The sequence below is a fragment of the Serratia sp. JSRIV001 genome (genome assembly GCF_019968745.1).
GTDB lineage: Bacteria > Pseudomonadota > Gammaproteobacteria > Enterobacterales > Enterobacteriaceae > Chania > Chania fonticola_B.
On the sequence record NZ_CP074147.1, the window covers coordinates 2,185,243 to 2,211,262 of the forward strand.

The 26,020-nt window shown below is 56.5% G+C and carries 23 protein-coding genes; 8 read left to right on the plus strand and 15 right to left on the minus strand.

Features of this window, described 5'->3' with window-relative positions; genetic code table 11:
- Nucleotides 1–97 precede the first annotated feature (97 nt).
- The 8 genes from KGP17_RS09900 (at nucleotide 98) to KGP17_RS09935 (ending at nucleotide 8,518) form a co-directional block, all read left to right on the plus strand.
- Nucleotides 98–1,246: an aromatic amino acid transport family protein gene (locus KGP17_RS09900; RefSeq protein ID WP_371822189.1), complete on the plus strand. Its 1,149-nt coding sequence runs from the start codon at nucleotides 98–100 to the stop codon at nucleotides 1,244–1,246.
- A complete protein-coding gene (locus KGP17_RS09905; protein WP_223499230.1) occupies nucleotides 1,243–1,521 on the plus strand; it encodes an ATP-dependent Clp protease proteolytic subunit in 279 nt (92 codons plus the stop codon). The genes KGP17_RS09900 and KGP17_RS09905 overlap by 4 nt, the downstream gene beginning before the upstream one ends.
- 162 nt (nucleotides 1,522–1,683) lie before the next feature.
- A complete protein-coding gene (locus KGP17_RS09910) occupies nucleotides 1,684–2,646 on the plus strand; it encodes an ABC transporter substrate-binding protein (protein ID WP_024485282.1) in 963 nt (320 codons plus the stop codon).
- 80 nt (nucleotides 2,647–2,726) lie between these two features.
- Nucleotides 2,727–3,629, plus strand: a complete 903-nt coding sequence (locus tag KGP17_RS09915) for an ABC transporter permease (protein ID WP_021178435.1) — start codon at nucleotides 2,727–2,729, stop codon at nucleotides 3,627–3,629.
- Complete coding sequence (locus KGP17_RS09920; RefSeq protein ID WP_021178434.1) at nucleotides 3,626–4,420, plus strand: ABC transporter ATP-binding protein; 795 nt, start codon at nucleotides 3,626–3,628, stop codon at nucleotides 4,418–4,420. Before KGP17_RS09915 ends, KGP17_RS09920 begins: the two co-directional genes overlap by 4 nt.
- Nucleotides 4,421–4,582: 162 nt before the next feature.
- The gene (locus KGP17_RS09925) at nucleotides 4,583–6,181 is read left to right on the plus strand and encodes an ABC transporter substrate-binding protein (protein ID WP_059200427.1); all 1,599 of its coding nucleotides are present in this window, start codon (nucleotides 4,583–4,585) and stop codon (nucleotides 6,179–6,181) included.
- Between the two features lie 523 nt (nucleotides 6,182–6,704).
- Complete coding sequence (locus KGP17_RS09930; RefSeq protein WP_223499231.1) at nucleotides 6,705–7,871, plus strand: MFS transporter; 1,167 nt, start codon at nucleotides 6,705–6,707, stop codon at nucleotides 7,869–7,871.
- 68 nt (nucleotides 7,872–7,939) lie between these two features.
- Nucleotides 7,940–8,518, plus strand: a complete 579-nt coding sequence (locus KGP17_RS09935) for an ATP-dependent Clp protease proteolytic subunit (RefSeq protein ID WP_059200429.1) — start codon at nucleotides 7,940–7,942, stop codon at nucleotides 8,516–8,518.
- 61 nt (nucleotides 8,519–8,579) lie between these two features.
- Here KGP17_RS09935 and KGP17_RS09940 read toward each other — a convergent pair whose 3' ends face one another.
- The 15 genes from KGP17_RS09940 to hydN form a co-directional block, all read right to left on the minus strand.
- Entirely contained in the window at nucleotides 8,580–9,809 is a 1,230-nt protein-coding gene (locus KGP17_RS09940; RefSeq protein ID WP_223499232.1) for an O-antigen ligase, read from the minus strand.
- 19 nt (nucleotides 9,810–9,828) lie between these two features.
- Nucleotides 9,829–10,998 carry a putative lipopolysaccharide heptosyltransferase III gene (rfaQ, locus tag KGP17_RS09945; RefSeq protein ID WP_209527699.1) on the minus strand — a complete coding sequence of 390 codons (1,170 nt, stop codon included), beginning with the start codon at nucleotides 10,996–10,998 and terminating at the stop codon, nucleotides 9,829–9,831.
- A 280-nt stretch (nucleotides 10,999–11,278) separates the two neighbouring features.
- Nucleotides 11,279–13,423, minus strand: coding sequence for a formate dehydrogenase subunit alpha (gene fdhF / locus KGP17_RS09950; RefSeq protein ID WP_223499233.1), 2,145 nt, complete (start codon nucleotides 13,421–13,423; stop codon nucleotides 11,279–11,281).
- Nucleotides 13,424–13,595: 172 nt separating this feature from the next.
- A complete protein-coding gene (gene hycI / locus KGP17_RS09955; protein WP_179247928.1) occupies nucleotides 13,596–14,048 on the minus strand; it encodes a hydrogenase maturation peptidase HycI in 453 nt (150 codons plus the stop codon).
- A complete protein-coding gene (locus tag KGP17_RS09960) occupies nucleotides 14,045–14,461 on the minus strand; it encodes a formate hydrogenlyase maturation HycH family protein (RefSeq protein WP_021804853.1) in 417 nt (138 codons plus the stop codon). Before KGP17_RS09960 ends, hycI begins: the two co-directional genes overlap by 4 nt.
- Nucleotides 14,451–15,236 carry an NADH-quinone oxidoreductase subunit B family protein gene (locus KGP17_RS09965; protein WP_223499234.1) on the minus strand — a complete coding sequence of 262 codons (786 nt, stop codon included), beginning with the start codon at nucleotides 15,234–15,236 and terminating at the stop codon, nucleotides 14,451–14,453. Before KGP17_RS09965 ends, KGP17_RS09960 begins: the two co-directional genes overlap by 11 nt.
- 1 nt (nucleotide 15,237) lies before the next feature.
- Nucleotides 15,238–15,783 (minus strand): hydrogenase 4 subunit H, encoded by a 546-nt coding sequence (gene hyfH, locus KGP17_RS09970; protein ID WP_223499235.1) that lies wholly within the window; start codon nucleotides 15,781–15,783, stop codon nucleotides 15,238–15,240.
- Between the two features lie 10 nt (nucleotides 15,784–15,793).
- On the minus strand, nucleotides 15,794–17,584 hold the full coding sequence (locus KGP17_RS09975; RefSeq protein ID WP_172413960.1) for an NADH-quinone oxidoreductase subunit C: 1,791 nt from the start codon (nucleotides 17,582–17,584) through the stop codon (nucleotides 15,794–15,796).
- Nucleotides 17,527–19,110, minus strand: a complete 1,584-nt coding sequence (locus tag KGP17_RS09980; protein WP_223499627.1) for a hydrogenase 4 subunit F — start codon at nucleotides 19,108–19,110, stop codon at nucleotides 17,527–17,529. The genes KGP17_RS09975 and KGP17_RS09980 overlap by 58 nt, the downstream gene beginning before the upstream one ends.
- Before the next feature lie 4 nt (nucleotides 19,111–19,114).
- Entirely contained in the window at nucleotides 19,115–19,765 is a 651-nt protein-coding gene (gene hyfE, locus KGP17_RS09985) for a hydrogenase 4 membrane subunit (RefSeq protein ID WP_024529686.1), read from the minus strand.
- Between the two features lie 11 nt (nucleotides 19,766–19,776).
- Nucleotides 19,777–21,234 carry a hydrogenase 4 subunit D gene (locus tag KGP17_RS09990; protein ID WP_305801149.1) on the minus strand — a complete coding sequence of 486 codons (1,458 nt, stop codon included), beginning with the start codon at nucleotides 21,232–21,234 and terminating at the stop codon, nucleotides 19,777–19,779.
- Nucleotides 21,235–21,251: 17 nt separating this feature from the next.
- Entirely contained in the window at nucleotides 21,252–22,202 is a 951-nt protein-coding gene (locus KGP17_RS09995) for a respiratory chain complex I subunit 1 family protein (protein ID WP_021804846.1), read from the minus strand.
- 12 nt (nucleotides 22,203–22,214) lie between these two features.
- On the minus strand, nucleotides 22,215–24,230 hold the full coding sequence (hyfB, locus tag KGP17_RS10000; RefSeq protein WP_223499236.1) for a hydrogenase 4 subunit B: 2,016 nt from the start codon (nucleotides 24,228–24,230) through the stop codon (nucleotides 22,215–22,217).
- A gap of 2 nt (nucleotides 24,231–24,232) precedes the next feature.
- The gene (locus tag KGP17_RS10005; protein ID WP_115158293.1) at nucleotides 24,233–24,853 is read right to left on the minus strand and encodes a 4Fe-4S dicluster domain-containing protein; all 621 of its coding nucleotides are present in this window, start codon (nucleotides 24,851–24,853) and stop codon (nucleotides 24,233–24,235) included.
- Nucleotides 24,854–24,884: 31 nt separating this feature from the next.
- Nucleotides 24,885–25,427, minus strand: coding sequence for an electron transport protein HydN (gene hydN, locus KGP17_RS10010; protein WP_059200440.1), 543 nt, complete (start codon nucleotides 25,425–25,427; stop codon nucleotides 24,885–24,887).
- Nucleotides 25,428–26,020: the final 593 nt, after the last annotated feature.

The window sequence follows — 26,020 nt, forward strand, 5'->3', positions numbered from 1 at the left end:
TGTGTCTTGCGAAAACATCGGCATTTCCCCGGCATTAGCCGCAGGGGAACGGACTCTTGCACCCGTCAAATCACTGACTTTTCTTGAAGGGGTCGCAATGATCGTCGGCACTAATATCGGTGCAGGCGTGCTTTCTATCGCGTACGCTTCCAGTAAAGCAGGTTATTTACCTTTGCTATTCTGGTTGGTACTGGTTGGCTGTGTAACCACCATCTCTATGCTGTATGTCGCTGAATCCACCCTTCGTACCCGAGAACATCTGCAGCTAAGCGGCTTGGCCCAGCGCTATGTCGGCGGTTTTGCTTCATGGGTCATGTTCGCTTCAGTATGTGTCAATAGTATCGGCGCGCTTACCGCTTACATGTCTGGTAGCGGCAAATTATTGCAATCCCTGCTCGGCATTTCGCCTGCGCTCGGCAGCCTGCTGTTTTTTATCCCAGCGGCGTTGGTTCTGTATCTCGGCTTGAAGGCCATTGGTCGTGGCGAAAAGTTTATCAGTATCGGCATGGTTGTCATGTTGAGCGCTCTGGTTATCGCGACGCTATTGAAAGAGACCACCCAGATGCGCAACCTGCTTGACGGTGATTGGCTCTTTATGGTGCCCGTGTTCAGTGTGGTGGTGTTCTGTTTTTCTGCCCAATATATTGTGCCTGAGATGGCGCGTGGTTTTGCGAATAAGCCAGAACAACTTCCCAAGGCCATTATTGTCGGGATGGTAACGACTTTTGTGCTGTTGGCAGTGGTGCCGATGTCGGTGATCGCGCTCAGTGGGTTGGGTAATATTTCTGACGTGGCGACGATCTCGTGGGGGCAGGCGCTCGGCCAATGGGCTTTCTTCTCTGCCAATATCTTTGCGCTATGTGCCATGCTGACATCCTACTGGGGGTTGGGCGGCAGCTTCGTGAGTAATGTTTTCGATAAGTTCAGGTTGGGGGACGACGAACGGCCGTTGCGACGCTTCGGCGTGTTGATGGTGGTCGTTTTGCCACCGTTCGCGCTGGCTTACAGTGGTCTGGTTTCTTTCGTCAATGCGTTGTATTTCGCCGGTGTCTTCAGTGGCGTGATCTTGTCGATCATGCCGATACTGATTTTGCGGGGCGCCCGCAAAAATGGCGACCGGGTACCGCTCTGGCAATGTAACTGGATCACGCATCCGCTGTTGCAGGTGAGTATTGTACTGCTGTATCTGGGAAGTGCGGTCTATGCAATTGCGTCACTGTTTGGTTATTTACCGGCTGGCTGGTGACTGTTGCAAGGCTGCTGGGGTTGTCTGACGAGTCCTCCGCGCCGATTAATTTCCTGATTTGTTCACCTGGCGGCCATGTAGAATCGGGTGATGTGATCCACGATGTCATCCGATTTATTAGCGCTCCGGTGAATATGATCGGCAGCGGTTGGGTAGGGAGCGCCGCGGTTAATGTGTTCTTATCGGTGCCCATTACCCGCTCGCTACGCGGGTTGTGGGCGCTGTTTAATGGCCTACGCATCGAACAACGAGAGGCCAACAGTGGCGGATTGTGACCCGAATCACTGCCCCATGTAACCGGCCCGAGTGTTTTCTTCTCATTCTGTATGTTAACCACATGATAACAAAACGTTATCCGATAGATGGCGGTAAAACACTGTGCTAGGATGATTAATCACCCCCTCTGGCACCCACGCCAACTTGAAAAGGATATGACCATGCCTTTGAATAATAAAAATATTTTTGTAGCTCTCGCCGCCGCTTTATTTGCTGTCAGCAGTTACGCGGCTGCGCCGAAATCCGTGGCGATCCTCTCTATCGTTGACCATCCGGCATTGGATGCCACCCGTGATGGGGTGATTGATGAGCTAAAGGCTGCGGGGTATGACAAGGATAAGGTCAAGGTCCAGTTCCAAAGCGCGCAGGGAAATACGGCCACCGCTGGGCAGATTGCGCGTAAATTTATCGGTGACAAGCCCGATGCGATAGTGGCGATTTCAACGCCTGCGGCGCAGTCCGTGGTGGCGGCTACCAAGACCATTCCGGTGGTGTTTACCACGGTAACCGACCCGGTAGCGGCCAAGCTGGTCAGTAGCTGGCAGCCGAGTGGCACCAACGTTACCGGCGTTTCAGACAGCGTCGCCATTGGCCCGCAGGTCGATCTGATCTTGCAGGTTAAACCCGATGCCAAGCGGGTCGGTATGGTCTACAGCCCAGGGGAAGTCAACTCGACGGTGGTGGTCAAAGAGCTGAAAGATGAATTAACCAAACGCGGGATGACGCTGGTTGAGGTCCCTGCCGCACGTACCATCGACGTAGCCCCAGCGGCCAAAAGCCTGGTAGGCAAAGTCGACGTGATCTACACCAATACCGATAACAACGTTATCTCCACCTACGAGTCGCTGGTCGGCATTGCCAATCAGGCTAAAATCCCGTTGATCGCCGGTGACAATAGCGTTGCCAAACGTGGTGCAGCTGCGGCGTTGGGGATGAGTTATTACGATCTGGGCCGCCAGACCGGTAAAATCGTCGTCCGTCTGTTAGAGGGCGAGAAGCCAGGTGCAATAGCTCCTGAGGTAGGCAATAAGCTCAGCCTGAGCGTGAACCCTGCCGCCGCCCAGAAGCAGGGTGTCACTCTGCCAGCGGAACTGGTGCAATCAGCACAAGAAGTCATCAAATAACGATCTGCGTTGAATGATGGTTTACATCGGGTGTAAATGGCCTGCCGCAGGTGGCGGGCCAAGCTGTTTATGAGGTACGCATGTCGTTAATTTCCCTGATGGGCGCTTTGGAGATCGGCCTGATCTTTGCGCTGGTCGCGTTGGGCGTATTGATCTCCTTTCGCTTGCTCAATTTTCCCGATCTGACGGCCGATGGCAGCTTCCCTTTAGGGGGCGCGGTTGCCGCGGTGATGATTGTCAGCGGTTATAATCCCTGGCTGGCGTGTTTGCTGGCGGCTATCGCGGGTGCCGGTGCCGGCTGTTTGACGGCCTGGCTGCACGTGCGGCTCGGTATTTTGCAACTGCTGGCCAGCATTTTGGTGATGATTGCCCTGTATTCCATCAACCTGCGCATTATGGGCGCGCCAAACCTGGCCCTGATCGGCTTACCCAGCGTTTTCACTCCTTTCATCAGCCAGGTTGAGGACAACGCCTGGCTGATCCAGCCGTTATTGCTGTTGGTGGTGGTCGTCGTCGTCAAACTGGCGCTCGACGCGTTCCTGACCTCAGAAGTCGGCCTTGCGCTGCGGGCTACCGGAGCGAATCCGCGCATGGCGCGCGCTCAGGGGATTGCGACCAGTCGGCTGACGGTGATCGGCATGGCGGTGTCCAATGCGCTGATAGCGCTGGCGGGGGCGCTGTACGTACAGACTCAGGGGGGCGCGGATATCTCCATGGGGATCGGCACCATCGTCGTCGGGCTGGCGGCGGTGATCATTGGTGAGACACTGTTGCCTGCCCGTAGCCTGTTCCTGATCACTATGGCAACCCTGTTAGGGGCGTTGCTGTACCGCCTGATGATCGCACTGGCCCTGAATGCAGACTTTATCGGCTTGCAGGCGCAGGATCTGAATCTGATCACCGCGCTACTGGTTACGTTGGCGCTGGTCCTGCCGAAGTTGAAACAAAAATTGAAAAGCAAGCGGGGGAGGCAGCCATCATGATGCGTGCCGAGCAGTTGTTTAAAACCTTTAACCCTGGAACCCCGCTGGAGAACCCGGTATTACGTGGCCTGTCTTTGAACATTGAGGCAGGGCAGTTTGTGACGGTCATTGGCAGTAACGGGGCAGGGAAGTCTACGCTGCTCAATGCGGTCAGCGGTGATATTACCCCCGATCGCGGCCAAGTGTTTATTGATGAACAGGACGTTACCCTGATGCCCGCCTGGCGTCGTGCCGGTATGGTTGCCCGTGTATTCCAGGATCCACTGGCGGGAACCTGTGAGGGGCTGAGCATTGAGGAGAATCTGGCACTGGCTCTGCAGCGCGGTCAAACGCGAGGATTTCAGCGAGCGGTCAAGAGCAAACAGCGGCAGCTATTCCGAGACAAGTTGGCCACGTTGGAACTGGGGCTGGAGAATCGTTTAGGGGATCACATGGGCCTGCTGTCTGGCGGGCAGCGTCAGGCGGTCAGTCTGTTGATGGCGTCGCTACAGCCTTCTCGTTTGCTCTTGCTGGATGAGCATACCGCCGCGCTCGATCCTAAAACGGCGGCTTTTGTGCTGGCGCTGACCGACCGCATTGTCGCCGAGCAGCAATTGACGGTACTGATGGTGACGCACTCCATGCGCCAGGCTTTGGATCATGGCCATCGAACCGTGATGTTGCACCAGGGGCGGGTGGTGCTGGATGTTGTCGGTGAGCAACGGGCGAACATGCAGGTTACCGATCTGTTGGCGATGTTTGAGAAAACTCGTGGCGAAAAGCTGGATGATGATGGGCTACTGCTGAGCTAAGGGTGTTCACTTTGTTGGGGCGTGGCATTGCTGCGCCCGTTTAGCTGAATAAAACAGCAAAAACAACGGTTTTGGCATAACCTGAGAGCAATTGGTTATTTGCCTGGGTTCCCCGTCCGTGCTGAGATTGTCGCCTGAAAAAAGTCAAACAAGGCGATGACCATGTCTACAGGGAAAACGCTGCTCGCGCTGGCGCTGAGCACACTCTTACCGGCAAGTGCTGCCATGGCGGCAGCCAACGATACGCTGATTTATTGCTCCGAGGCGTCACCGGAGTCGTTCAACCCGCAGATTGCCAGCTCTGGCCCAACGTTCGTTGCCAGCTCGCAGGTGCTGTATAACCGTTTAATCAATTTCGATCCGGTTAACAACACGCCAACGCCGTCATTGGCAACCGAATGGAAAATTTCCCCAGACGGCAAAACCTACACCTTTACCCTGCGCCAAGGGGTGAAATTCAACAGCAACAAAAACTTCAAGCCGACCCGCGATTTTAATGCTGACGACGTAGTGTTTTCGGTGTTACGCCAGAAAGATGCCAATCACCCATACCATAAGGTTTCGCAGGGCAATTACGAATATTTCCACGACGTAGGTCTGGATACGCTGATTAAGGAAGTGAAAAAGCTGGACGATTACCACGTTCAGTTTGTTCTCAGCGAGCCGAACGCCGCGTTTCTGGCAGATTGGGGGATGGACTTTGCGTCGATCCTTTCTGCCGAATACGCCGATGCGATGCTGAAAAAAGGCACGCCAGAATACGTGGATACCTGGCCAATCGGCACCGGCCCTTACGTTTTGCAGCAGTATAAAGTCGATTCACTGATCCGCTATGCTGCCAACCCTAATTACTGGGATGGAGAGGTGCCGACCAAGCATCTGATCTTCTCCATAACGCCGAACGTACAGACGCGCCTGGCGAAACTCCAGACCAACGAGTGCCAGATTATCCCCGCGCCGGCTCCGGTACAGTTTGATGAAATCAATAAAAACAAAGACCTGACCCTACATAAGGTGGATGCACTGAACGTCGGTTACCTGGCGTTTAACACCGAGAAAAAACCGCTAGATAACGTGTTGGTACGCCAAGCCCTAAACTACGCGACTGACAAAAAGGCGATAGTTAACGCGGTATTTTTAGGTTCTGCCACGGTGGCGAAATCGCCGTTGCCGCCAAATATGCTGGGCTTTGATAAAGACCTGCAGGATTACGGCTACGATCCGCAAAAAGCCAAGGCGTTGCTGAAACAGGCCGGGCTGGAAAAAGGCTTTGAGATCACGCTGTGGTCAATGCCGGTGCAGCGCCCGTATAACCCGAACTCCAAGCGTATTGCGGAAATGCTGCAAAGCGACTGGGAAAAGGTTGGCGTGAAGGCGAAAATCGTCTCTTACGAGTGGGGAGAGTATCTCGCCGGTATGCGTAAGGGCGAGCATGACACCGCGCTGTTTGGCTGGATGTCTGATAATGGCGATCCGGATAACTTTGCCGAGGTGCTGCTGGGTTGCAACAGCATCAAAACCGGCTCGAATGCCGCGCGCTGGTGCGATAAAACCTATGATGGTCTGGTACAGCAGGCCAGGTTGACTAGCGTCCCTGCCGAACGTGCAAAACTCTACGGTCAGGCGCAGGAAATCTTCTACCAGCAGGCTCCGTGGATAGCGCTGGCGAATGGCAAAACCTTCTATGCCACGCGCAGCAACGTTAGTGGCTATAGCGTCAGCTTGATGGGCAGTGATTTTTCCAAAGCCAAACTGAATTAACCCAAGACAAGCCGTATCTTCTTCCGGGATTTAAGAGGGCATTTTACATCTTCCTCTTAAATCTTTGGAGAAAAAGGGGGCACCACATCATCGGCGTTTTTCCGGCATTGGATTAGGCCTCGTACAGCGGCTATCAACCTTACACATTTGCTTATTGAGGGCTCCATTCGCCAGCTCTCGCAAACCTGCAAAAGAAATTCCTGGCTATATAGGGCGGATCAAGCCTGGAAAAGAAATATAAAAATAATGAATATTATTCTGAATTATATTTTCTCGTTCAATTAATTAAGTGACTTTTGAACCAGCCGATCAAGCGTACAGCGGATTATCACTTAATTTGACAGGGGGAATATTCAGGCGTATAGATTGTTAATGTTTTGTTGTGAATTAATTTCGTTATTAATTGGTAAGATAACAATGACAAGGAAGTCCTTATGACCTATGTAACCAGTATTGGCATCCTCTTATGCATGGCGATATCTCTCATTTTTTCCATCACTGAATTACGGGAGGGTTAATTACCATGTCTTTTATAGTTTATCTGCTCAGTGCTGGCATTTTCGCGCTCACGACCAGCGAATATATGGTTTCAGGATTAATGCCTGAATTATCGGCGGAGTTTAACGTGTCATTTTCGGCCATTGGCTATCTGGTGACGATCTATGCTGGCACGATGGCTATTGGTGGACCACTGCTGACGGTGGGTCTACTCAAAGTCTCCCGGAAAAATGCGTTGCTCGGGTTAATTGCCTTGTTCATCGTTGGCCAAGTCATTGGTTCTATGGCGCAAGGTTATAACATCATGGTTGTTGCACGGGTCATCACCGGTATTGCCGCTGCGGCGTTCTTCGGTGTGGCACTGACAACCTGCGCTGAACTTGTTGACCAGAAGCTGTTTGCCCGGGCGGCGTCAGTAGTCCTCGGCGGTTTAATGGTGGGGACCGTGTTCGGTCTGCCAGGCGCGACTTTGCTGGGGGAATGGTTCGGCTGGCGCGTGAGCTTCATGGCCGTGGCCGTCATTGCCTTACTGGTTGGGCTGCTGGTCATGAAGGTGATGCCAGCGATGCCAGCGCCATCAGGTACGTCATCGCTGAGATCGGAATTGGCCGCGTTCAAAAGCGGTAAACTGTGGGGGATCTACGCAACCAGCCTGCTGCTTATTGGCGCGACTTTCGCTGGCTTCACCTACTTCGTACCGATCCTGACCGATATCAGCGGCTTCTCACCGGCAAAGGTGCCACTCCTGCTCGTCATCTACGGCCTTGCAACGCTGGTAGGGAACACTATCGTGGGCCGGCTGGCTGATGCGCATACCATCGCGGTGATTGTTGTCGGCCTGGTGGCAACGATTGCTGCTATGGTTATCTTTGCCATGTTCGGCCAAATCAAAGCGGTTGCCGTGGCGGCGCTGGTGGTGATTGGCCTGACGGGGGTGTCGATGAATCCAGCTTTGGTGACGCGTGGCGCGCGGGTTGGCCGGAACAACATGTTGGTTAATTCGGTACATACGGCCTGCATTATGCTGGGTGTTATGGTTGGTTCCTGGATTGGCGGAGTAGGTATCAGCGCAGGACTGGGCTTACCGGGAGCATTATGGATTGGTGCCGGCTTGGCGATATTGGCCCTGGCGACTCTGGCGCCAGAATTCAGGGCTACTCGCTCACCAGTCATTAGTCATCCGGTTGAGTAAAGTGCTGCACTAACCACGGACCCCGAGCTTGATGGCGGGGACGATCCATAAAACAGACGAGGTATAAGATGGCAGAAAAAACGGCAATAAGTCCCCCTCAGCGCGATGGCTTTTTGGACGAGAGAACCTTCAAGTCGCGAACTATCTTGTTGTTTGGGGAAATCAACGACACGGTGGCCTACAATGTCGTCAAGCAACTGGTGGCGCTGTCCGACGAGGCTTGCGAGCCGATTAATTTCCTGATTTGTTCACCAGGCGGCCATGTAGAGTCGGGTGATGTGATCCACGATGTCGTCCGCTTTATTAGTGCCCCTGTCAATATGATCGGCAGCGGTTGGGTAGGGAGCGCCGCAGTTAATGTGTTCTTGGCGGTCCCCAAGGAACGCCGCTTCTGTTTGACCAATACCCGTTTTCTGATCCACCAGCCTAGCGGCGGTATTGGCGGTCAGGCTACCGATGTGGCACTTCAGGCCAGAGAAATTATCCGCATCAGGGAAAGGATCGCGGCCTTGATCGCCAGCCAAACCGGGCAGAAGCTGGAAAAGGTTTTGCACGATATTGAGCGCGATTTTTGGATGCCAGCGGCAGAAGCGATCGACTATGGCCTGGTGTCAAAAGTCATTGTCAGCGAAAAGGAAATAACCTAAGCATCGCTGACCGGTCCTGCATTGCAGTACCGGTCAGCCAGTGACGGCATTTCCACAGACCTTAACGTCGAGCAGGATCTGGCTGGGACGAAGCAACTCGGTAGCCTGCCAGCACGGCAGCCAACACCATAAACAGATGCCCCTCGGCGGAATCGAGCAGGAACGAGTTGAACAGGTGGCAGGCCAGATAACTACCGAGCACGGCAACCAGCAGGTTGCGGCAGGCTGTTGGTTGCCGCCAGGCTGCTCGGAAGCAGCACCACATCCACCCCAGAAACAGCGCCAGCCCCAGCAAGCCATTTTGTACCGTTTCCAGCAGGTATTCATTGTGCGGGTTATGCACGCCGTAACCGGTCTGCGCATTACCATACCAGAAACTCCCGGCCCCGTTACCCAGCAGTGGGGCCTGTTTTATCAGGCGCAGCGATTCGCGGGCAAAGGCGGTGCGCTGTCCCATCGAGTTGTCGCAAGCCTGATAGGCCTGCTCTGCCGGGGCCAACACGCAATTGCGTACCTCAGCAAGGCCGAGCGTCAGGCGCTCCGTCGCTCTATTGGGGATAAAAATCAGCATAATGGCCAGCAGCAAACCACAGGCTAGTACCCCCAGCCGCTGCCAGCGGGGTAGCGTCAGCAGTAACCAAAGCCCCACGCCGACCAATAGCGCCACATAGCCGGTACGCCCCTGTACCATCAGCAGTACGTTCGCCGTTGCCAGTAGAACCAATGCCCCATAGCACCAACGCAGCACACCTGATTGCGCAAAAGCACGGGTTAGCCATATCAATGCAGCAAACGCCATAAACACGTTCTGGGTTATCTGCAGTTTAAACACCGTTGGATTCTGTGGATCGAGGCCACCCAGCGTTACATGCCCGACCCCCGAAATCAGGCTGATCGCCAGTATCACGGCATTGGCGATCAGAAAACCGCTGATAAAGCGGGTGATAAGCCTGGAGTCGGTGATAAAGAACAGTGCCAAGGGCAACACAAACAGTAGCTTTTGATACTTGCCGACCATCTTCGGGCCGTATTCGTGGTGCTGGGTCAATAACGAGGCGGCCAGCAGTGCAAACATCAATGCGGGCAGCCATACCAGCGGTTGTTTGAGCAAAGGCATCAGGTGGCGAAAGTCACGCTGCCACAGCAGACATAGCGCCGCTAACACCAGCGAAGCATTCATCAGCGCATTGGAGGTCGGCAGGGATACGCCGAGCAAAAATGCCGTGAAGCCAAATAGCCGAAAGCGGGCAGGGGAGAGTAACGATACGGAATAGGGTTCGGTGGATGGCATGGAGTGGCTCAAATCAGGGTTAATTAAACACGGTGTCATTCACCGTGCGGGAAGTTGGGATTTCCAAGCAGGTGAGCTGGCGGTTTATGGCCCGGATAACCTCACTGGCGGGAATGGCGTCCAGATAACGTTCCGGGGTAGCGGTGTTCACCTCGTCGGGGTGGGGTAATGAGCGGTAGTTGCCTGCCCATAACAGGATGTGCGGAGCCTGCCAGGGCGACCACTGTTGCAGATTGCTGGGGCCGAACAGCACGACGGAAGGCGTCTGCAGGGCGGCGGCCATATGCATCGCTACCGAATCCACCCCGATAAACAGCTTCGCCCGATCGATCAAGACGGCAAGCTCCGGCAGGTCCAGGCGACCGGCCAGATTGACCACCCGTTGTGGCATGGCGCAGTGGGCCAGAATAGTGGCTATCAGGGCGATCTCATCGGCAGAACGCCCGCAGGTCAGCACCACGGTTTCTCCGCTGGCGGTGAGATGATCGATAACCCGTGTGAATCCCGCCACCGACCAGGTTTTGAACGCCCAGCGCGCAGTAGGCTGGATCAGCACGAAATCCGTCAGGTGATGATGTTGGCTGAGGCGGTCAATCTCATCGACATCGCGCTGCCGGTAAGCCTGGGTCACCTTGGTTTCCAAGGTGGGTAAGGCCAATGGGGACAGAATCGAGAGGTTATTGAGCACGGTGTGCCGTTGGTTATGTCCGTCCACCGGCACCAACAACGAATGACAAGCCCGCCACAGCCGGTTATTACGCTTGGGGTAAGCAAACCCCAGGCTGAACGTCGGTTTGAGAAAGCGACAATACAACGCCGCCCGCCACTGGTCGGACAGATTAATCACCAGGTCGTAGTGGCCAGTGTTGAGACTGTTCCACAGGGCTTGCTCACCGCGATACTGTGCCTTGCAGCTCTGCCGTTTTAGGCTGCGATCGACGGTATAGGTCAGATAGACATCCCGATTGCCCGCCAGCATCGCCTCGGTACCGTCATACACCAGCACGTCAATCAGGGCGTTGGGGTAATTGGCGCGCAGCGTACTGAGCAACGGGGTAGTTAGCAGGACATCACCAAAGTGACGCAGCTTGATCACCAGGATGCGCTGTACCCGATCGCGGTGCAGTAGTCCGTTGGGCAAGCGACGGTCAGGTAACACGGCCTTGCCAGCACTCATCGCGAACGTCATATTTTGCTGATATATCCCAGAGAACGATAAAAGGCGATCTTATAGGTGGCGGAAAGACAAAGATAATTGGTTGTACAGATCAATAAGATCAGACCGATCGTTGAAAACGATCAATCCTTTATAAAGTAAGGGGGTATTGTGCGGGGGTGTGAGCCACGGGATAAATCGTCTATTGGGAATTTTAGTATGGCAGCCACTGGCAGAAGTGTGAGGATGAATAGCGGGTGGTGAGAGATGCGTGGAAAGCCGAACCTCGTCCCTGGGGTTCGGCTTTTACAGATTAGCCCGCAGCGGCCTCGCGGAGGCGCTGTTTGATCTTGCTGTACTCCTGCTGAACATAGTGTTCTGCCTGCCCTTGATCCTTAATTGGCTCAATCTGCACGGCACAGTATTTGTATTCCGGCGTTTTGGTTATCGGGCTGAGGTTTTCCGCCACCAGCTCGTTACAGGCACCGATCCACCATTGGTAGGTCATGTAGATCGCACCCCGGTTAGGACGTTCGCTGACGTTGGCACGGGTAATGACTTTGCCCTGACGTGAACGTACCCACACCAAGGCCTGATCCTCAATCCCTAGCCGTGCGGCGTCTTCCGAGTTGACCTGTACATAGCCTGGTTCATCGGCCAACGCGACCAGTGCCTTACAGTTGCCGGTCATCGAACGGCAGGAGTAATGGCCCACTTCGCGTACCGTCGACAGCACGAACGGGAACTCATCGCTGAGCTGATCGATCGGCGGAGCCCATTCACAGGTAAAGAACTCTGCTTTGCCACCGGGCCGAGAGAATTCCCCGCCTTCGTACAGATAAGGGGTACCTGGGTGATCCAACGTTGGGCATGGCCACTGAATGTAGGCCAGATCCACCATCTTCTCGTAGGTAGCGCCATAGTAGAGTGGGCACAGCTCGCGCAGTTCGTCCCAGATTTCCTGCGTGTTGTTGTAGTGCATCGGGTAACCCATGGCCGTCGACATCAGGCTGATGATCTGCCAGTCCGTCTTCACATCGCCCACCGGCTCCACCGCCTTATAGAAGCGTTGGAAGCCGCGGTCTGCCGCGGTATACACCCCTTCATGCTCGCCCCAGGAGGTTGCCGGGAAAACAACGTCGGCAATTGCGGCGGTTTTGGTCATGAAGATATCCTGCACAATCAGCAAATCCAGCTTCTCAAAGGTTCTACGGATGGTGGCTAAATCCGGCTCCGTTTGCAGCGGATCTTCCCCCATGATGTAGTGCGCTTTGAGTTTGCCATGGTCGATATTGTGCGGCACTTCGCTCAACGCATAGCCGATCTCGGCTGGCATCGCGTCGATCCCCCATGCGTTGGCAAACCTTTCCCGTGCCTCGGCATCCGTGACCTGGAAATAGCCGGGCAGGGTGTTTGGCAACGCGCCCATATCACAGGCACCCTGAACGTTATTCTGCCCGCGCACCGGGTTAACCCCGACGTTCGGCTTGCCCAGGTTACCGGTCAGCATCGCCAGGCTGGTCAGCGCTCGCACGGTTTCCACGCCCTGATAGAACTGGGTGACGCCCATGCCCCACAGGATGGTGGCCGTCGGCGCGCTGGCATACATGCGTGCCGTTTCACGGATTTGCTGGGCGGTGAGGCCCGTGGTTTTTTCAACCGACTCCGGTGGGTAGTCCGCCACGATGGCGCGATACTCATCGAACTGCTCGGTATGCTGCTCAACAAACGCCTGATCGTATAGGTTCTCCTCAATCATCACATGAGCGAGCGCGTTGATCAGGGCGATGTTGGAACCGTTTTTCAACGGTAAATGGATATCCGCAATACGCGCCGTTTCGATATAGCGCGGATCGCAAACAATGACTTTGGCTCCTTTCTCCTTCGCCTTGAGAATGCGGCGGGCGACAATAGGATGTGAGTCCGCGGCGTTATAGCCGAAGACAAAAATACACTGGGTATCCTCAATCTCGCAGATTGAGTTACTCATGGCGCCGTTACCGACCGATCGCTGCAGACCTGCAACCGAGGGGCCGTGTCAGACGCGTGCGCAACAGTCGATATTGTTGGTACCGACGGTGGCGCGAGCAAATTTCTGCATCACATAGTTGGCTTCGTTACCGGGCCCACGTGAGGAACCGGTCGTCATAATCGCATTCGGGCCGTATTTCTCTTTAACGGCCAGCAGGCGTGAACTGGCGAACTCAATGGCCTCTTCCCAGGACACCGACTCCAGTTTGCCACCTCGTTCCCGCCTGATCATCGGCGTTTTCAGCCGTGGCGTCAGGATCTTGGTATCGTGAACGAAATCCCAGCCGTAATACCCTTTCAGGCATAGCTCGCCCTGATTGGTCACGCCGTTAGCGCCTTCGGCCTTAACGATCCTGCCGTTGTCGACTATCAGGTTGATTTTGCAACCTGAAGCGCAATAGGGGCAGACCGTGATGACTGTTTTCATCTCCAGCACTCCTTGTTTAAACCTGTTCGACATTGCTCAACACGCCACTGGGCCTGAAAATCTCCCCGGTGACGAAAAATGTGTCTCACTTATTTGAAGCATAAATTGTGCCACGCTGACTTGATGTGGATTAATGGCACGCCTGTATTACTCGATAATCATTGGCAGAGGTTTACAACTGCTCAAAACCTTCTCCCGTATCCCATATTGATAACCGCTGATAAATCGCCCGTACCGCCTGTGTCACTTTCTCCGTCATCGGGAAATAAAACATCACCACGTCTGGCTGAACGCCGAGAAATATCACTTCCTCAATATCCTCACGTAGCTGGTCGATCAGGAAATTGAGCGGCATATTGTGGGTGCTCATAAAGAACATCTCGGCAATATCGTCAGGATTGACGATACGGATTTCGCCAGGAGCCAGCTCCATATCGGTGGCATCGACAATCACCAACCGGCTGGGCTTAAGATCGCGGATCTGATGCGTGACGTTTTCGGGGGTGGAACCGCCGTTGACGGCGATCCAACCCTCGATTGGCGCGTCAGCCATCATTTCGGCCAGCAATGGCCCGGCACCGTCGTCACCCATCATGCTATTGCCTACGGTAAGGACGACATTCATGGGGTCGTCACCTTTTTCACAATCAGATAGATAGCAGGCTCGCGCTCAATCTCGGCGAGCAGGCCGAGCAGCTTGGTACTCCATTCGCTAAAGGGCGCTGGTTGGCTATCAATCAACGGGGCCAAGGCATTGGCCAGTAGGCTGGTGTGGGTGGAGTCGATGGTGATTTCGCCAAAGGTCAGCAGGCCACGCATCTTGCGTTGGGCCTCACCTTCCGGGAACAGCTCAACCCAGGCTTGATATTGCGGCAATGGGCAGCTCAACTCGGTGTTCAGGCAGTCAATTACCCCCACGTGATGGCCAATCGCCAGCGAGTAATACATCACCTGCTGCGCCTGGGCAGGCATGTCGTCATCGCTATCAAGAAACTTCTGGCGTAACGACCAGAACACCGCCTTACCTTCATTTTGCATGGGTCAGCTCCTGTTGCAGGCAGTCAACCAGGCAAGCGACAATCTCGCGCAGACGAGGGTCGTTTTCCTGTTTCAACCATTCTTCCAGGCGCAAAGTGGCCGCATCCATGCTGGCACCGGCCAACAGGGAGAGAAAGCGGTCACTGATCATACGGCCTTGGTAGTAGCCCGCCAGACGGCGTGCCTCGCGTTCAATCAGTACGCGGGTATGCAGTGGGATGCCTGGCAGCAGCAATGCTGCCTTTTCGTCTACCTGCTCAAGGTGGTTTTCGCCCTTCAGCTTTTGCTCCAGCAGGCCCAGGGCCACGGCAAAGCCGTAGAGGGTAGCGGCAGGCGTCGGTGGGCAACCGGGGATCCACACATCAATCGGCACGATAGATTCGCTGCCGCCCCAGACGCAGTACAGATCGTGGAAAATCCCGCCGCCACAGCCGCAGGCCCCGTAAGAAATACAGATTTTCGGGTCGGGTGCCGACTCGTAAGCTCGGAGTGCTGGTACGCGCATGGCCCGGGTGACTGCGCCGGTAAACAGCAGAATATCGGCATGGCGCGGTGAGGGGACCACCTTGATGCCAAAACGCTCGGCATCAAATACCGGCGTGATGGCGGAGAAGATCTCGATCTCACAGCCGTTGCAGCCGCCGCAGTCCACGCGATAAACGTAGGCCGAGCGTTTGATATCCTTCAGCAGCTTGCTTTTGAGTTTGGCGGTCTGCTCATCAACGGTGATCGGCGTACTGCGGTGATGATTGACCTTGATATCGGGCATCGTCATATTATTTCGCTCCCGCCGGCTGGCTCAGTTTCATCGGCCGATGCTGGCTCAGGGCCTGTTTACGTTTGCAGGCGGGGCAGGTCTCGAACTGGGGCCGTAAGGCCTCAATGCCGTCGGTGCCCATACCCGCGTGGGCCAGTAACGCCAGGGCGTAATCCACCGATTTGGTTGGCGTAAAGGGCTGCTGGCAACTGCGGCAGTTGAGTAGGGTAAAGGTGGCGCGGATATACAGATCGGGTTTGTGCATCACCGCCATTTCAAACTCTTCCGACAGCTGGATCGCTCGCGTCGGGCAAACTTCTTCACAGCGTGCGCAGAAGATGCAACGGCCAATGAACAACTGCCAGACTCGTTCGCCGCTGGCCTCATGAGTTTCCATGGTTAATGCATTGGCCGGGCAGGCCACGGTACAGGCACCACAGGCGATACACTGCTCAGGATCGTACTCTGGCTTGCCACGAAACCCCGGGCACACTTCCAGCGGCTTAAACGGGTATTTCACCGTGACTTCACCGGCCTTCAGGATGGTTTTAAACAGTTTCAGCATGCTGCCTCCCTCACTTGCACGGTGAATGGGTGCGTTCGATCCCGTAGCGTTCAATCTCCTTGTACGGTACGGTCTTCGCTTTGCGCTTGTTGATATCGATCAGCGTGACGCGGTCGGTACAGGAGTAGCAGGGATCGAGGCTGCCGATAATCAGCGGGGCATCGGAAACCGTATTACCGCGCAGCATATAACGCAGCACCGGCCAGTTGGCGTAGGTGGCCGCCCGGCAGCGCCAGCGGAACAGTTTCTGGTTATCCCCCAGCATGCTCCAGTGGATATCTTCACCGCGCGGGGCTTCGGCATAGCCCAAGGCAAACTTGTGCGGCTGGTAGCGGAAACCTTCGGTGAGCAGCGGGCCGCCCGGCAGGTTATCCAGGCCGTATTCGATCATCGCCAGCGAATCCAGCACTTCCTGCACGCGTACCATCACTCGTGAATACACGTCGCAGCCGTCGAAGGTGAACAGCGTTTTCGGCAACGAACCGTAGTTGGCATAAGGATGGTCAAAGCGCATATCGCGTTTGAAGCCGCTGGCGCGGATCATCGGCCCCACCGGGCTGTAGTCGCGAGCGATCTGCCGATCCAACAGGCCAATGCCTTTGGTGCGCTGCTCGATATTCGGCGTGGCGAGCAGCATCTCAACCAGTTGCGTCACGTCTGCGCGCATCTCATGGATCAGCTTGATGGTTTTAACTCGCTGTTCTTTGAGGATATCGCGGCGCACGCCGCCGATCAGGTTGAGCCCATAGGTTTTACGCGATCCGGTCAATAGCTCCGCCATGGTCATCGACTTTTCACGCACGCGGAAGAACTGCATAAAGCCGGTATCGAAACCGACAAAGTGGCTGGATAGCCCGATGTTCAGCAGGTGGCTGTGCAGCCGTTCGACCTCCAGCAGAATGCTGCGGATGGCATGGGCGCGGGGTGGTACATAGATCCCCAACGCATTTTCCACCGAGGTGGTGTAGGCCACGCTGTGGGTAAAGCCGCAGATCCCGCAGACCCGGTCGGAAAGGAAGGTGACCTCCTGATAGCCCATACGGGTTTCGGCCAGCTTCTCCATGCCTCGGTGCACGTAGAACAGCCGATAGTCGGCATCGACAATGCGCTCGCCGTCAACAAACAGGCGAAAATGCCCTGGCTCGTCGGAGGTAATGTGCATTGGCCCGATCGGCACCACGCGCGACTCGCCGGTGGCCGCATTTTCAAACGGGTAGGTTTCCACATCGGTGGTTGGCTCAGGGCGCTGGCGGTAATCCATGGTGTCTTTACGCAGCGGGTACAGATCGTCTGGCCAGTCGTCCGGCAGCACCAGACGGCGCTCGTCCGGCAACCCTACTGGGATCAAACCGTACATATCGCGGATTTCACGCTCGCCCCACACGGCGGCGGGAACGCGTGGGGTAACCGACGGAAACTCCAGCGTGATGGCGCTAACCTGAGCCTTGACGGTGATAAAACACTTTTCTCCTTCCTCCATCGACAGCACGTAGTAGACGGCGAAGTCCCCGGTCAAGGTACGTTCGTCATTGCCAAACAGCACCGGCAACCAACCGCCTAGCTGATAATAGAGGTATTCCACAATCTCGGGTAATGAGTTCAGCTTGACCGTGATGGTGACCTGGTTGGCGGTTTGCCACTCGGCATCCAGCAGGGCGGAGGGGAACTTCTCGCGCACTTTGGCCAGGTAGCCTTTGCCGAGTTTCTCGTCGTTGTTGAGGGTCAATACGTGGGTTTCGTAGCTCACTTTACTTCTCCTGCCTGAGGTTCGGCCGCAGAGGAATGATTCTGAACGGCCCATGGCCAGCTCAGTGGCTGGGCATGAGTGCCAGGCTTGTTGTTCATCACGATGTGGACCGCGTTTTCCAGCAGTCGGCTGACCGGTTGCGGGATATGGGTGCCCATTACCAGCATCAATACCAGCAGGATCAGCATCGGTAAGGTCGTCAGTATCCCCAGTTCGCCTTTGTTGACCTCTTCTGGCTTGTCGCCGAACAGCACGCTGGCCACCATGCGGACCAAACCGGCCAACACCACCGTCAGCAGCAGCAACAAGACGATGGTCAACGTAATATGGCCAGCCGCCAGCCCGGCGGTGACCGTCATAAACTCACTGAGGAAAATGTTGAACGGCGGCATACCGCCCAGCGCCAAGGCCCCCCCGGCCAGCAGCACGGCACTGAACGGCATGCATTTCAGCATCCCTTTCACCACGGTAATATCGCGGGTGCCGTACTTCAGCAGTACGTTGCCGGAGCCGCAGAACAGCAGGGTTTTTGCCAGGCTGTGGTTCAGGGTATGCAGCAGCGCCGCCAGAATACCCAGCGGACCACCGATGCCGATCGCCACGGCGATCAGCCCCATGTTCTCTACGCTGGAGTAGGCTAGCAGCCGTTTGATATCGCGCTGCACCAGAATAAAGAAGGCCGCCACCGCGACGGAGAGGAAGCCAAACACCATCAACAGCGTGCCGGTAAAGTCATGGCCCAGCGTGGTGCTGATAATGATGTAGTAACGGATAATGATCAGCAGCGCGCAGTTGAGCAGCACGGCAGAGAGCAGGGCGCTGGTGGGGCTTGGTGCCTCACTGTGGGCGTCCGGTAGCCAGGCATGCATCGGGAACAGCCCGGTTTTGGTGCCAAAGCCAATCAGGATGAACACAAACGCCAGATGCATCAGCATCGGATCCAACTGCGTGGCGTGCTTGAGCACTTCCGTCCAGAAGATGGCGTCGTTGGGATCGGGCATAAAGCTGGCCGCGTTGGCGTATACCAGAATGGTACCGAACAGTCCGAAGGCCACCCCGACGGTACAGATAATGATGTACTTCCAGGCCGCCTCCAGCGAGGAACTCTGCCCGTACAACCCCACCAGAAACGCCGAGCTGAGCGTGGTGGCTTCGATGGCCGCCCACATCAGGATCAGGTTATTGCTGGTGATCACCAGCAGCATGGTGAACAGGAACAGATGGAAGAAGCCGTAGTAGTGGCACAGCGTCGCTACCGATATCTCGCCTTCATCGACCTCATGGCGCATATAGCCAATAGAGTAAAGCCCGGTAAGGCAGCCGATGATGCCGAGGATCGCCAGGAACAGGGCGCTGAGGCTATCCAGGTGCAGCCAGCGCCCGGCAGCCAGAATATCGCCTTGCTGGTACACTTGCATCACCACCCACAGGGAAATCGCCAGCAGCAGCATGATACCGACAAAGTGCAGCAGCGTAACGCAGGCCCGTGCCGCATTGCCCAGCAACCGACAAGCAAAGGTCAACAGCGAGAAGGCCAGCGGCGTCAGCAGTAATAGAAACAGCATGGTGGAATTATTCATCATCTCACCCCTTCAACGCCGTCAGTTGTTCAACATTCAGCGTGTTGAGCGTGCGGTAGATTTTGCGCGCCAGCACGGCCATCACGATCACCGCAAAAATGGCATCGGTGGCGATGCCAATCTCCACCAGCTCCGGCGCGCGATTCGCCAGCAGCGCCAGCGTCAGGTGCGATCCGTTTTCCATCAGGCAGTAGCCAAACACCTGTTTGAGGATGTTGCGTTGGGTGACGATACACAGCAGGCCGAGCATAAAATGCCCCAGCGATACCGCCAGCGCCGGTTTCAGCGAGGCCAACAATGGCACCTGCACCGGCTCCACCACAAACCAGCACAGCAGCACGATCACCGCCGCAGCCAGCATCAGCATCACCGGGCCGATCAGGCTGCCGTTCGCCGAGGGATCGTCCATTTTGCGAAAGGCATAGGCCATGATCACCGGCACCAGCACCACCTTGGTGATAAAGGCGCTGATCGCCCACAGCGTGAGCTGGTGGGCGCCCAGGGTTTGCCCTAGCGTAAAGAAGATCAGCACCAGTAGCAGCGACTGCAAGGCATAGAGCCAGCACGAGGCCACGGGCCGTTTGGCGCCAATCACCAGCAGCGAGGTGACCATCATCAGCCCCGCGAGGTTATTGACGATCAGTGAACCAGTCATAATCAACTCCCTTATCCAAGCCAGGCGACGGCAATCACGCTGGAACCTACCGACATCGCGATCAGAATCACTAGCACCACGCTCATCACCAGCGGCAGCGGAGCGGCCTGTGCCACCTCATCACTGGGTTTGCCGGGAATAACGCGCCCAAACCAATAGATGAACCAGGCAAAGCTGGCGACCGACTCGATCAGCACCAGTACCATCAGCGGCGTCATCAGCCAGAACTCGCGCGACAGTGCAAAACCGGCGGCAAAAATCGGGAACTTGCTGAAGAAGCCGTTAAACGGCGGCACCCCGGTGATCGCCAGCGCGGCCACGCAGAATCCTACGCCCAGCAGCGGCATCTTGTTCATCACGCCCTGCAAGCGGGGCAGCATCCGGGTGCCGCAGCTGTAGCTCAGTGCTCCGGCCACCAGGAAGAACAGGCTCTTGGCAAACGCGTGGTTAAAGATGTAGGCCACGCCGCCAAGAAAGGCGGTTTTAGAGCCAAAGATGGAAATGGATAACGCCAGGAAGATATAGGAGAGCTGGGTGATGGTGGACCAGGCCAGCAGGCGCTTCATATCCTTTTGCGGTAGGTACATCAGGAAACCGTAAATCAGGGTGATAGTCGCCATGACGATGCCGACCCAGCCGATAATATGCGGCACAGAGTCCGCAGAAAGGATGGCGCGGGCATAGATGTAGACGCCCACTTTCACCATAGAGGCGGCGTGCAGATAGGCGCTCACCGGGGTAGGGGCTTCCATGGCATCGGGTAGCCAGGCCTGCAACGGAAGCTGGGCCGATTTCCCCCAGGCCGCGAACAGGATGCCACCAAATACGACCAGGCTGGCCGTACCGTTGAGCTGCGCAATGGCGCTCAGAGCGAAGGTGCCGGTATTAAGGAACAGCGTTGCCGCCGCTAGGTATAAACCGATTGAGGCAATATGGGTGATTAGCAGGGCCTTCATGGCCGAGCGCTGTGCTTTCGGCGTCTGGTAGTAGCTAATCAGCCCCCAGGAACAGCCGCCGGTGATCTCGAAGAACAGCAACTGCCCCAGAATGGTGGAGGACATTACCAGCCCGGCCATCGCGCCGATAAAGATCAGCAGAAAAGCGTAATAGCGGTTGCTGCCCTCATGGGGATGTTCGCGGTTGGCCGTGGTGAGGTAACCGGTGGAATACAGGCTGACCAGCAGGCCAAGAAACACCACCGCGAAGACAATCAGCGTGCTGATGCGGTCGATGATAAAACCGAACAGCGCCACGTTGCCGTATTGCAGCAGCGTGATGGTCGTATCCGCCTTGCCATGGGCCAGGAATAACCAACCGATAATTACCGTCCCCAGCGTGGCCAGCAGCGCAAACAGGGTACAGATCCACTTGGCCATCCGTTGCGGCACACAGGCCGTCAGCAGCGCGCCGATAAACGGCAGCAACAGCGTGGCGAGGGCGGTATATTGCAAACAGAGCGTATTTTCCATAATGGGTTTCCTGGCGGCTACAGACCGGTTAGATAAAAGACAAAGGCCAGCGCCGCTACGCCAAAACCGAGCCAGGTAACGTGATGCGTCAACAAGAACCGCCCACGCGCCAAGGTATTTTCAACAATGGAGGCGATGACAAACACCGCCAGCAGTTTGGCCAGCATGATGACTGCCGCCAGCGCCAGCGCGGGCACCGTCAGTTCCACCGCCTTGCCAAAGGGAATAAACACCGCCAGGAACAGCTCGGCCACTACCACCTGCTTGAGACCTATCCCCCATTTCACCAGCGCCAGGCCGGAGCCGGAGTATTCGGTCAGCGGCCCTTCCTGAAGTTCCTGTTCCGCCTCTGCCACGTCGAAGGGGATTTTGCCCATTTCGATAAACGCGGCGAAACCGCAGGCCAGCATGGCCAGCAGGGTGGCCGTTGGAGAACTCCATCCTTCGGTCAGGGTGACGCTGATGGTGCCGATATTGGTGGAACCGGCAATCAACGCCACCACCAATAACGCCAGGATCAGCGTAGGTTCTACCAATACGCCCAGCGTCAGTTCGCGGCTGGCCCCGATCCCGGCAAACGGGCTACCGGTATCCAGACCAGACAGCGAGAAGAAGAAGCGAAACAGTGCGAACAGATAGAGCAGGGTGATCAAGTCTCCCGCACCGGCAAACGGCGACGTCCGCGTGACGATGGGCAGCGTCATCGCCACCAGCAACATGCTGCTCAGCAGTACATAAGGCATCACGCGGAAGATGGCGCCCGACTGCGCAGGAGCCACCTCCTGGCGCTTGAACAGCTTGCCCATATCGCGGTAGTCCTGCCAAATGCCAGGGCCACGGCGCGAGTGCATCCGGGCGCGGATTTGGCGGGAGATCCCGGTGAACAGCGGCGCGAGCGCCAGCATTATCAGCGCCTGCATCAGCGCGAAGAGTCCCATCATTAACGACGGTGTTTCCTGCATCGACATGCTATTTCTCCCTTAAACCGCGACAAGCAACAGCAGGATCACCAAGGCGATCACCACATACAGGCAATAGAAGCGGAAGTCACCGCTCTGCATGCCCTGCAACCGCACCCCCAGGCGTTGAGAGGCCTTGACCAGCGGATTGATGATCCAGTCATCCCAGAACGGCTCGGCGCGGGTTGCCCCTGCGGTGGTCTGTTCCAGTGCTCGCGCTAATGCCGGAGTTGGATCGAGCTGCTTGCGCAGACGGTATAGCGAGGCAAACATGGCGCGCAGTGGCTGGGTAAAGCCCCCGGCAGATACCGCCATCGCTTGCTCCCAGTTGTAGCCGCAGGCCCACGGGTCGCCACGGCGACGGAAGCTGGACTGATTGCTTTTCAGCAGCAGATACACCGCCGCTGGGATCAGCGGCAGGGCGATCAGCAGGATAAAGGTCAGCGCCGGTGACAACATGGCCTGGCTGGCCAGTTGCGGCACCAGCATTGAGCCTTGCACCACGGTGACGTCATGAGTGCCGACCAGCGTCATGGCAACTTGGGCCAGAACGGGAGCGACCGCGCTGGCCCCTACGCCGAGCAATACGCACAGCAGGGCCAGTAACAGCATGGAGACCGTCATCTGCCATGGCACTTCGCGAGCCTGCACCGCTTTTTCACTGCGCGGCCCGCCGCAGAAGCTGACGCCGTAGACCTTGACGAAGCACATCGCCGCCAGAGCCCCGGTGATCGCCAGCATCACCATGGCAATCGGGCCGCTGAGGCGCATCACAAAGTTGCCGTCGTGGCTCATGGAAAACAGCGATTGGTAGGTATACCACTCGCTGATAAAACCGTTCAGTGGCGGCAGGGCGGAGATCGACATACAGCCGATCAGGAACGCCAGCCCGGTGAGCGGCATCAGCTTCGCCAGGCCGCCCATTTGTTCCATATCGCGGGTATGTACACGCCAAATCACGGCACCAGCACCCAGGAACAGCAAACCTTTAAACACCGCATGGTTGAGCAGGTGATACAGCGCGCCGAGTAGGCCCAACGCCGCCATCACCGGGTGTCCGCTAGCCATACCGACCATCGCCACGCCCACGCCCATTAAAATGATGCCGATGTTCTCCACCGTGTGCCAGGCCAGCAGGCGCTTGATATCGTGCTCGGCCAACGCATACAGCACTCCCAACACCGCAGACACCGCGCCGAAGGCCAGCACCACGATGCCCCACCACATTTCGGTGGCACCCAGCAGATCGATCCCGACCTTGATGATGCCGAAGATGCCGATCTTCACCATCACGCCGGACATCAGCGCTGAAGCATGAGAAGGAGCTGCCGGGTGGGCGCGCGGTAACCAGCTGTGCAGCGGCAGCATCCCTGCCTTGGCCCCAAAGCCAAAGAAGGCCAGCAGGAACACCACCGACGCCATCCAAGGGGAAAGCGACAGAGTGCGGAAGGAATCAAAGTCCAGGCTGCCGCTCTGCCGCCACATCAGGAAGAAGGCGATCATGATCAGCACCGAACCGGCGTGGGCGATAAAGAAGTACAGCAAACCGGCGCTGATGGATTCGTCATCCTGATCGGCGATCACCAGGAACCAGGAGGCCAGCGACATCATTTCGAACAGAATAATGAAGTAGAAGGCGTTATCCATCACCACCAACCCGACCATCGAGGCGATAAACAGGTTCATAAAGAACCCCATGCTCGCGGCGCCTTTGCCGCGATACTCCTGCACGTAGGCGATGGAATACAACGCGCAAACGGTGACCAACAGCGAAATCACTACCAGCATAAAGGCCGCCAGCGAGTCCATGCGCACCACAAAGGCGGCAAACGAGAACAGGCCAGGGGTAGAGAAGGTGAGGGGTTGCCCGCTTAACAGGACCGGGACGGCGCTGCACAACCCTAACAGGCCACCCATTATCGCGCTGATGCCCGCCAGCAAAATGGCGAGGCGCTCCCGGCGAAACAGCAGCAGTGATAACACGCCACCGGCGACATACATCACCAAGGCCCAAAACAGTAGAGTGAGAGAGTCCATGTTTATTTCTGCCCCCTGACGAGAGAAGGAGAGGATGGCCAGCCGATCGCGACCTGGCCGGCTCGCGCCAAACGCCGGGCCTGCGCTTCCTGCTCAAGCTGCTGCTCATCGATGATATGCAGGGCATTGGTTGGGCAGATGCGCACGCATTCTGGCCCATCGGCGAGGAAGGCGCAGAGATCGCACTTCACCGCTACCGTTTTGATCCCGGCATTCCAGGACAGATAGGGCGATTGGTTTGCGGGGCTGGTTGGCACGTCGGGCAGCAGTTCTGCCGGGACGTACTGCTCAAACATCGACGGGATATTGACTGGCCCGCTGCCCGCCGGCGTAATTGCACCGAACGGGCAGGCCAGGCCACATAGCTTGCAGCCAATGCACAGGGTCTCATTCAGCTCAATGGCATGCTCGCCGTGCGTGATGGCATTGACCGGGCAAACGCGCGCACAAGGGGCGTCTTCACATTGGCGGCAAAGTATCGGCGCCGTTTGCTCTCCGACCCGGGTCACCGTCAGCCTGGAATGCGACTGTAGCCCTTCGGCCTTATGCACCTCGGTACAGGCAGCCATGCAGGTATTGCATCCGATACAGTGTTGAGGCTCCGCAATAACAAAGCGGTTCATGGCCGTTCCTCCGACAGAAAGCGGTTCATGCTTATATCGCCAACGACAGTGGATTGAGGGCGGCGCGGCGGCGTTTCTCTGCGTTCATTTTTTGCAGTAGCTGTTGGTCCACACAGAGCAACGCATCGGTGGGGCAAAACTCCATACAGGCCGGGCCATTGGCACGTCCGGTGCAGAGATCGCACTTGTGCGCTTCCGCCTTCTCGGCGGCGGGGAACATCAAGGCATTACCCTGATGGGCCATCGGGCGGGTGACCACTTCCATCACTCCGTATGGGCAAGCCATGACGCAGGCTTTACAGCCGATGCAACGCTCCTGCGTGACCTTGACCATGCCGTCGCTCTGGCTGATGGCCCCGTTGGGACAAACGCTGGCGCAGGGGGCATCATCACACTGACGACACAGCACCACGGTGCTGACATTGCCGCCTTTCAGCAGATGCAGGCGAGGCGTGAAGTTGGCGGCATCCAGCGCCGAGACATCCTGGTTTTGGCTATGGGCCACTACGCAGGCGATCTCACAAGTACGGCAGCCGATGCATTTTTGCGGATCGGCCATGATAAACCTGTTCATCAGTCACTCCTGATTACCTTCCATCGTTAAACCCCAGGCGGCGAGCCTGTAGGTCTGTGCTGCCGTTAGCTATACACAAAACGTGCCAAGCCTAATAAATTGATATAAAACAGTTGGTTGTGATTTTATGTGTCGCGCATGAACGGCGGATGGGCATAAACGACGAAGCGGGAGGGGATATTCGTCACGTTCCGCCAGGGTTGGCGTCGTCACTTCGTCATTTTTGTCGAAATCGGTAGCAAAAATGACGGTTTGCCCCTCACCCCAACCCTCTCCCACGGGGAGAGGGAGCCGATCGGCGTTGTCGATAAGTGCGGGAATAAAGTTGCGGCTTGTTAAGTCAATTTTCCTGTGGAGGGGGAGTTAAATTGGCGCTGTGGTCGATCACGGGACTTAATTTGCGTCTCGGACTGTCCCCTCTCTTAGGGGAGAGAGAGCTGATAACCCCTACTCTGTTGGGAGAAGGGCTGTCATATCAGCAACCTCGGTCGCCCCCTTTAGCGAAGGTGAGTCAGCCGGTGCTTATGAAGGATCACTATACTTTCAGCCCAACTCGATCGGTTCCCTCTCCCTGTGGGAGAGGGTTAGGGTGA

Coding starts and splice junctions, on each gene's coding strand:
- KGP17_RS09900 (WP_371822189.1), top strand. CDS start 98: ATGATCGTCGGCACTAATATCGGTGCAGGCGTGCTTTCTATCGCGTAC.
- KGP17_RS09910 (WP_024485282.1), top strand. CDS start 1,684: ATGCCTTTGAATAATAAAAATATTTTTGTAGCTCTCGCCGCCGCTTTA.
- KGP17_RS09915 (WP_021178435.1), top strand. CDS start 2,727: ATGTCGTTAATTTCCCTGATGGGCGCTTTGGAGATCGGCCTGATCTTT.
- KGP17_RS09920 (WP_021178434.1), top strand. CDS start 3,626: ATGATGCGTGCCGAGCAGTTGTTTAAAACCTTTAACCCTGGAACCCCG.
- KGP17_RS09925 (WP_059200427.1), top strand. CDS start 4,583: ATGTCTACAGGGAAAACGCTGCTCGCGCTGGCGCTGAGCACACTCTTA.
- KGP17_RS09930 (WP_223499231.1), top strand. CDS start 6,705: ATGTCTTTTATAGTTTATCTGCTCAGTGCTGGCATTTTCGCGCTCACG.
- KGP17_RS09935 (WP_059200429.1), top strand. CDS start 7,940: ATGGCAGAAAAAACGGCAATAAGTCCCCCTCAGCGCGATGGCTTTTTG.
- KGP17_RS09940 (WP_223499232.1), bottom strand. CDS start 9,809: ATGCCATCCACCGAACCCTATTCCGTATCGTTACTCTCCCCTGCCCGC.
- rfaQ (WP_209527699.1), bottom strand. CDS start 10,998: ATGACGTTCGCGATGAGTGCTGGCAAGGCCGTGTTACCTGACCGTCGC.
- hycI (WP_179247928.1), bottom strand. CDS start 14,048: ATGAATGTCGTCCTTACCGTAGGCAATAGCATGATGGGTGACGACGGT.
- KGP17_RS09960 (WP_021804853.1), bottom strand. CDS start 14,461: ATGCAAAATGAAGGTAAGGCGGTGTTCTGGTCGTTACGCCAGAAGTTT.
- KGP17_RS09965 (WP_223499234.1), bottom strand. CDS start 15,236: ATGACGATGCCCGATATCAAGGTCAATCATCACCGCAGTACGCCGATC.
- hyfH (WP_223499235.1), bottom strand. CDS start 15,783: ATGCTGAAACTGTTTAAAACCATCCTGAAGGCCGGTGAAGTCACGGTG.
- KGP17_RS09975 (WP_172413960.1), bottom strand. CDS start 17,584: ATGGGCCGTTCAGAATCATTCCTCTGCGGCCGAACCTCAGGCAGGAGA.
- KGP17_RS09980 (WP_223499627.1), bottom strand. CDS start 19,110: ATGAATAATTCCACCATGCTGTTTCTATTACTGCTGACGCCGCTGGCC.
- hyfE (WP_024529686.1), bottom strand. CDS start 19,765: ATGACTGGTTCACTGATCGTCAATAACCTCGCGGGGCTGATGATGGTC.
- KGP17_RS09990 (WP_305801149.1), bottom strand. CDS start 21,234: ATGGAAAATACGCTCTGTTTGCAATATACCGCCCTCGCCACGCTGTTG.
- KGP17_RS09995 (WP_021804846.1), bottom strand. CDS start 22,202: ATGTCGATGCAGGAAACACCGTCGTTAATGATGGGACTCTTCGCGCTG.
- hyfB (WP_223499236.1), bottom strand. CDS start 24,230: ATGGACTCTCTCACTCTACTGTTTTGGGCCTTGGTGATGTATGTCGCC.
- KGP17_RS10005 (WP_115158293.1), bottom strand. CDS start 24,853: ATGAACCGCTTTGTTATTGCGGAGCCTCAACACTGTATCGGATGCAAT.
- hydN (WP_059200440.1), bottom strand. CDS start 25,427: ATGAACAGGTTTATCATGGCCGATCCGCAAAAATGCATCGGCTGCCGT.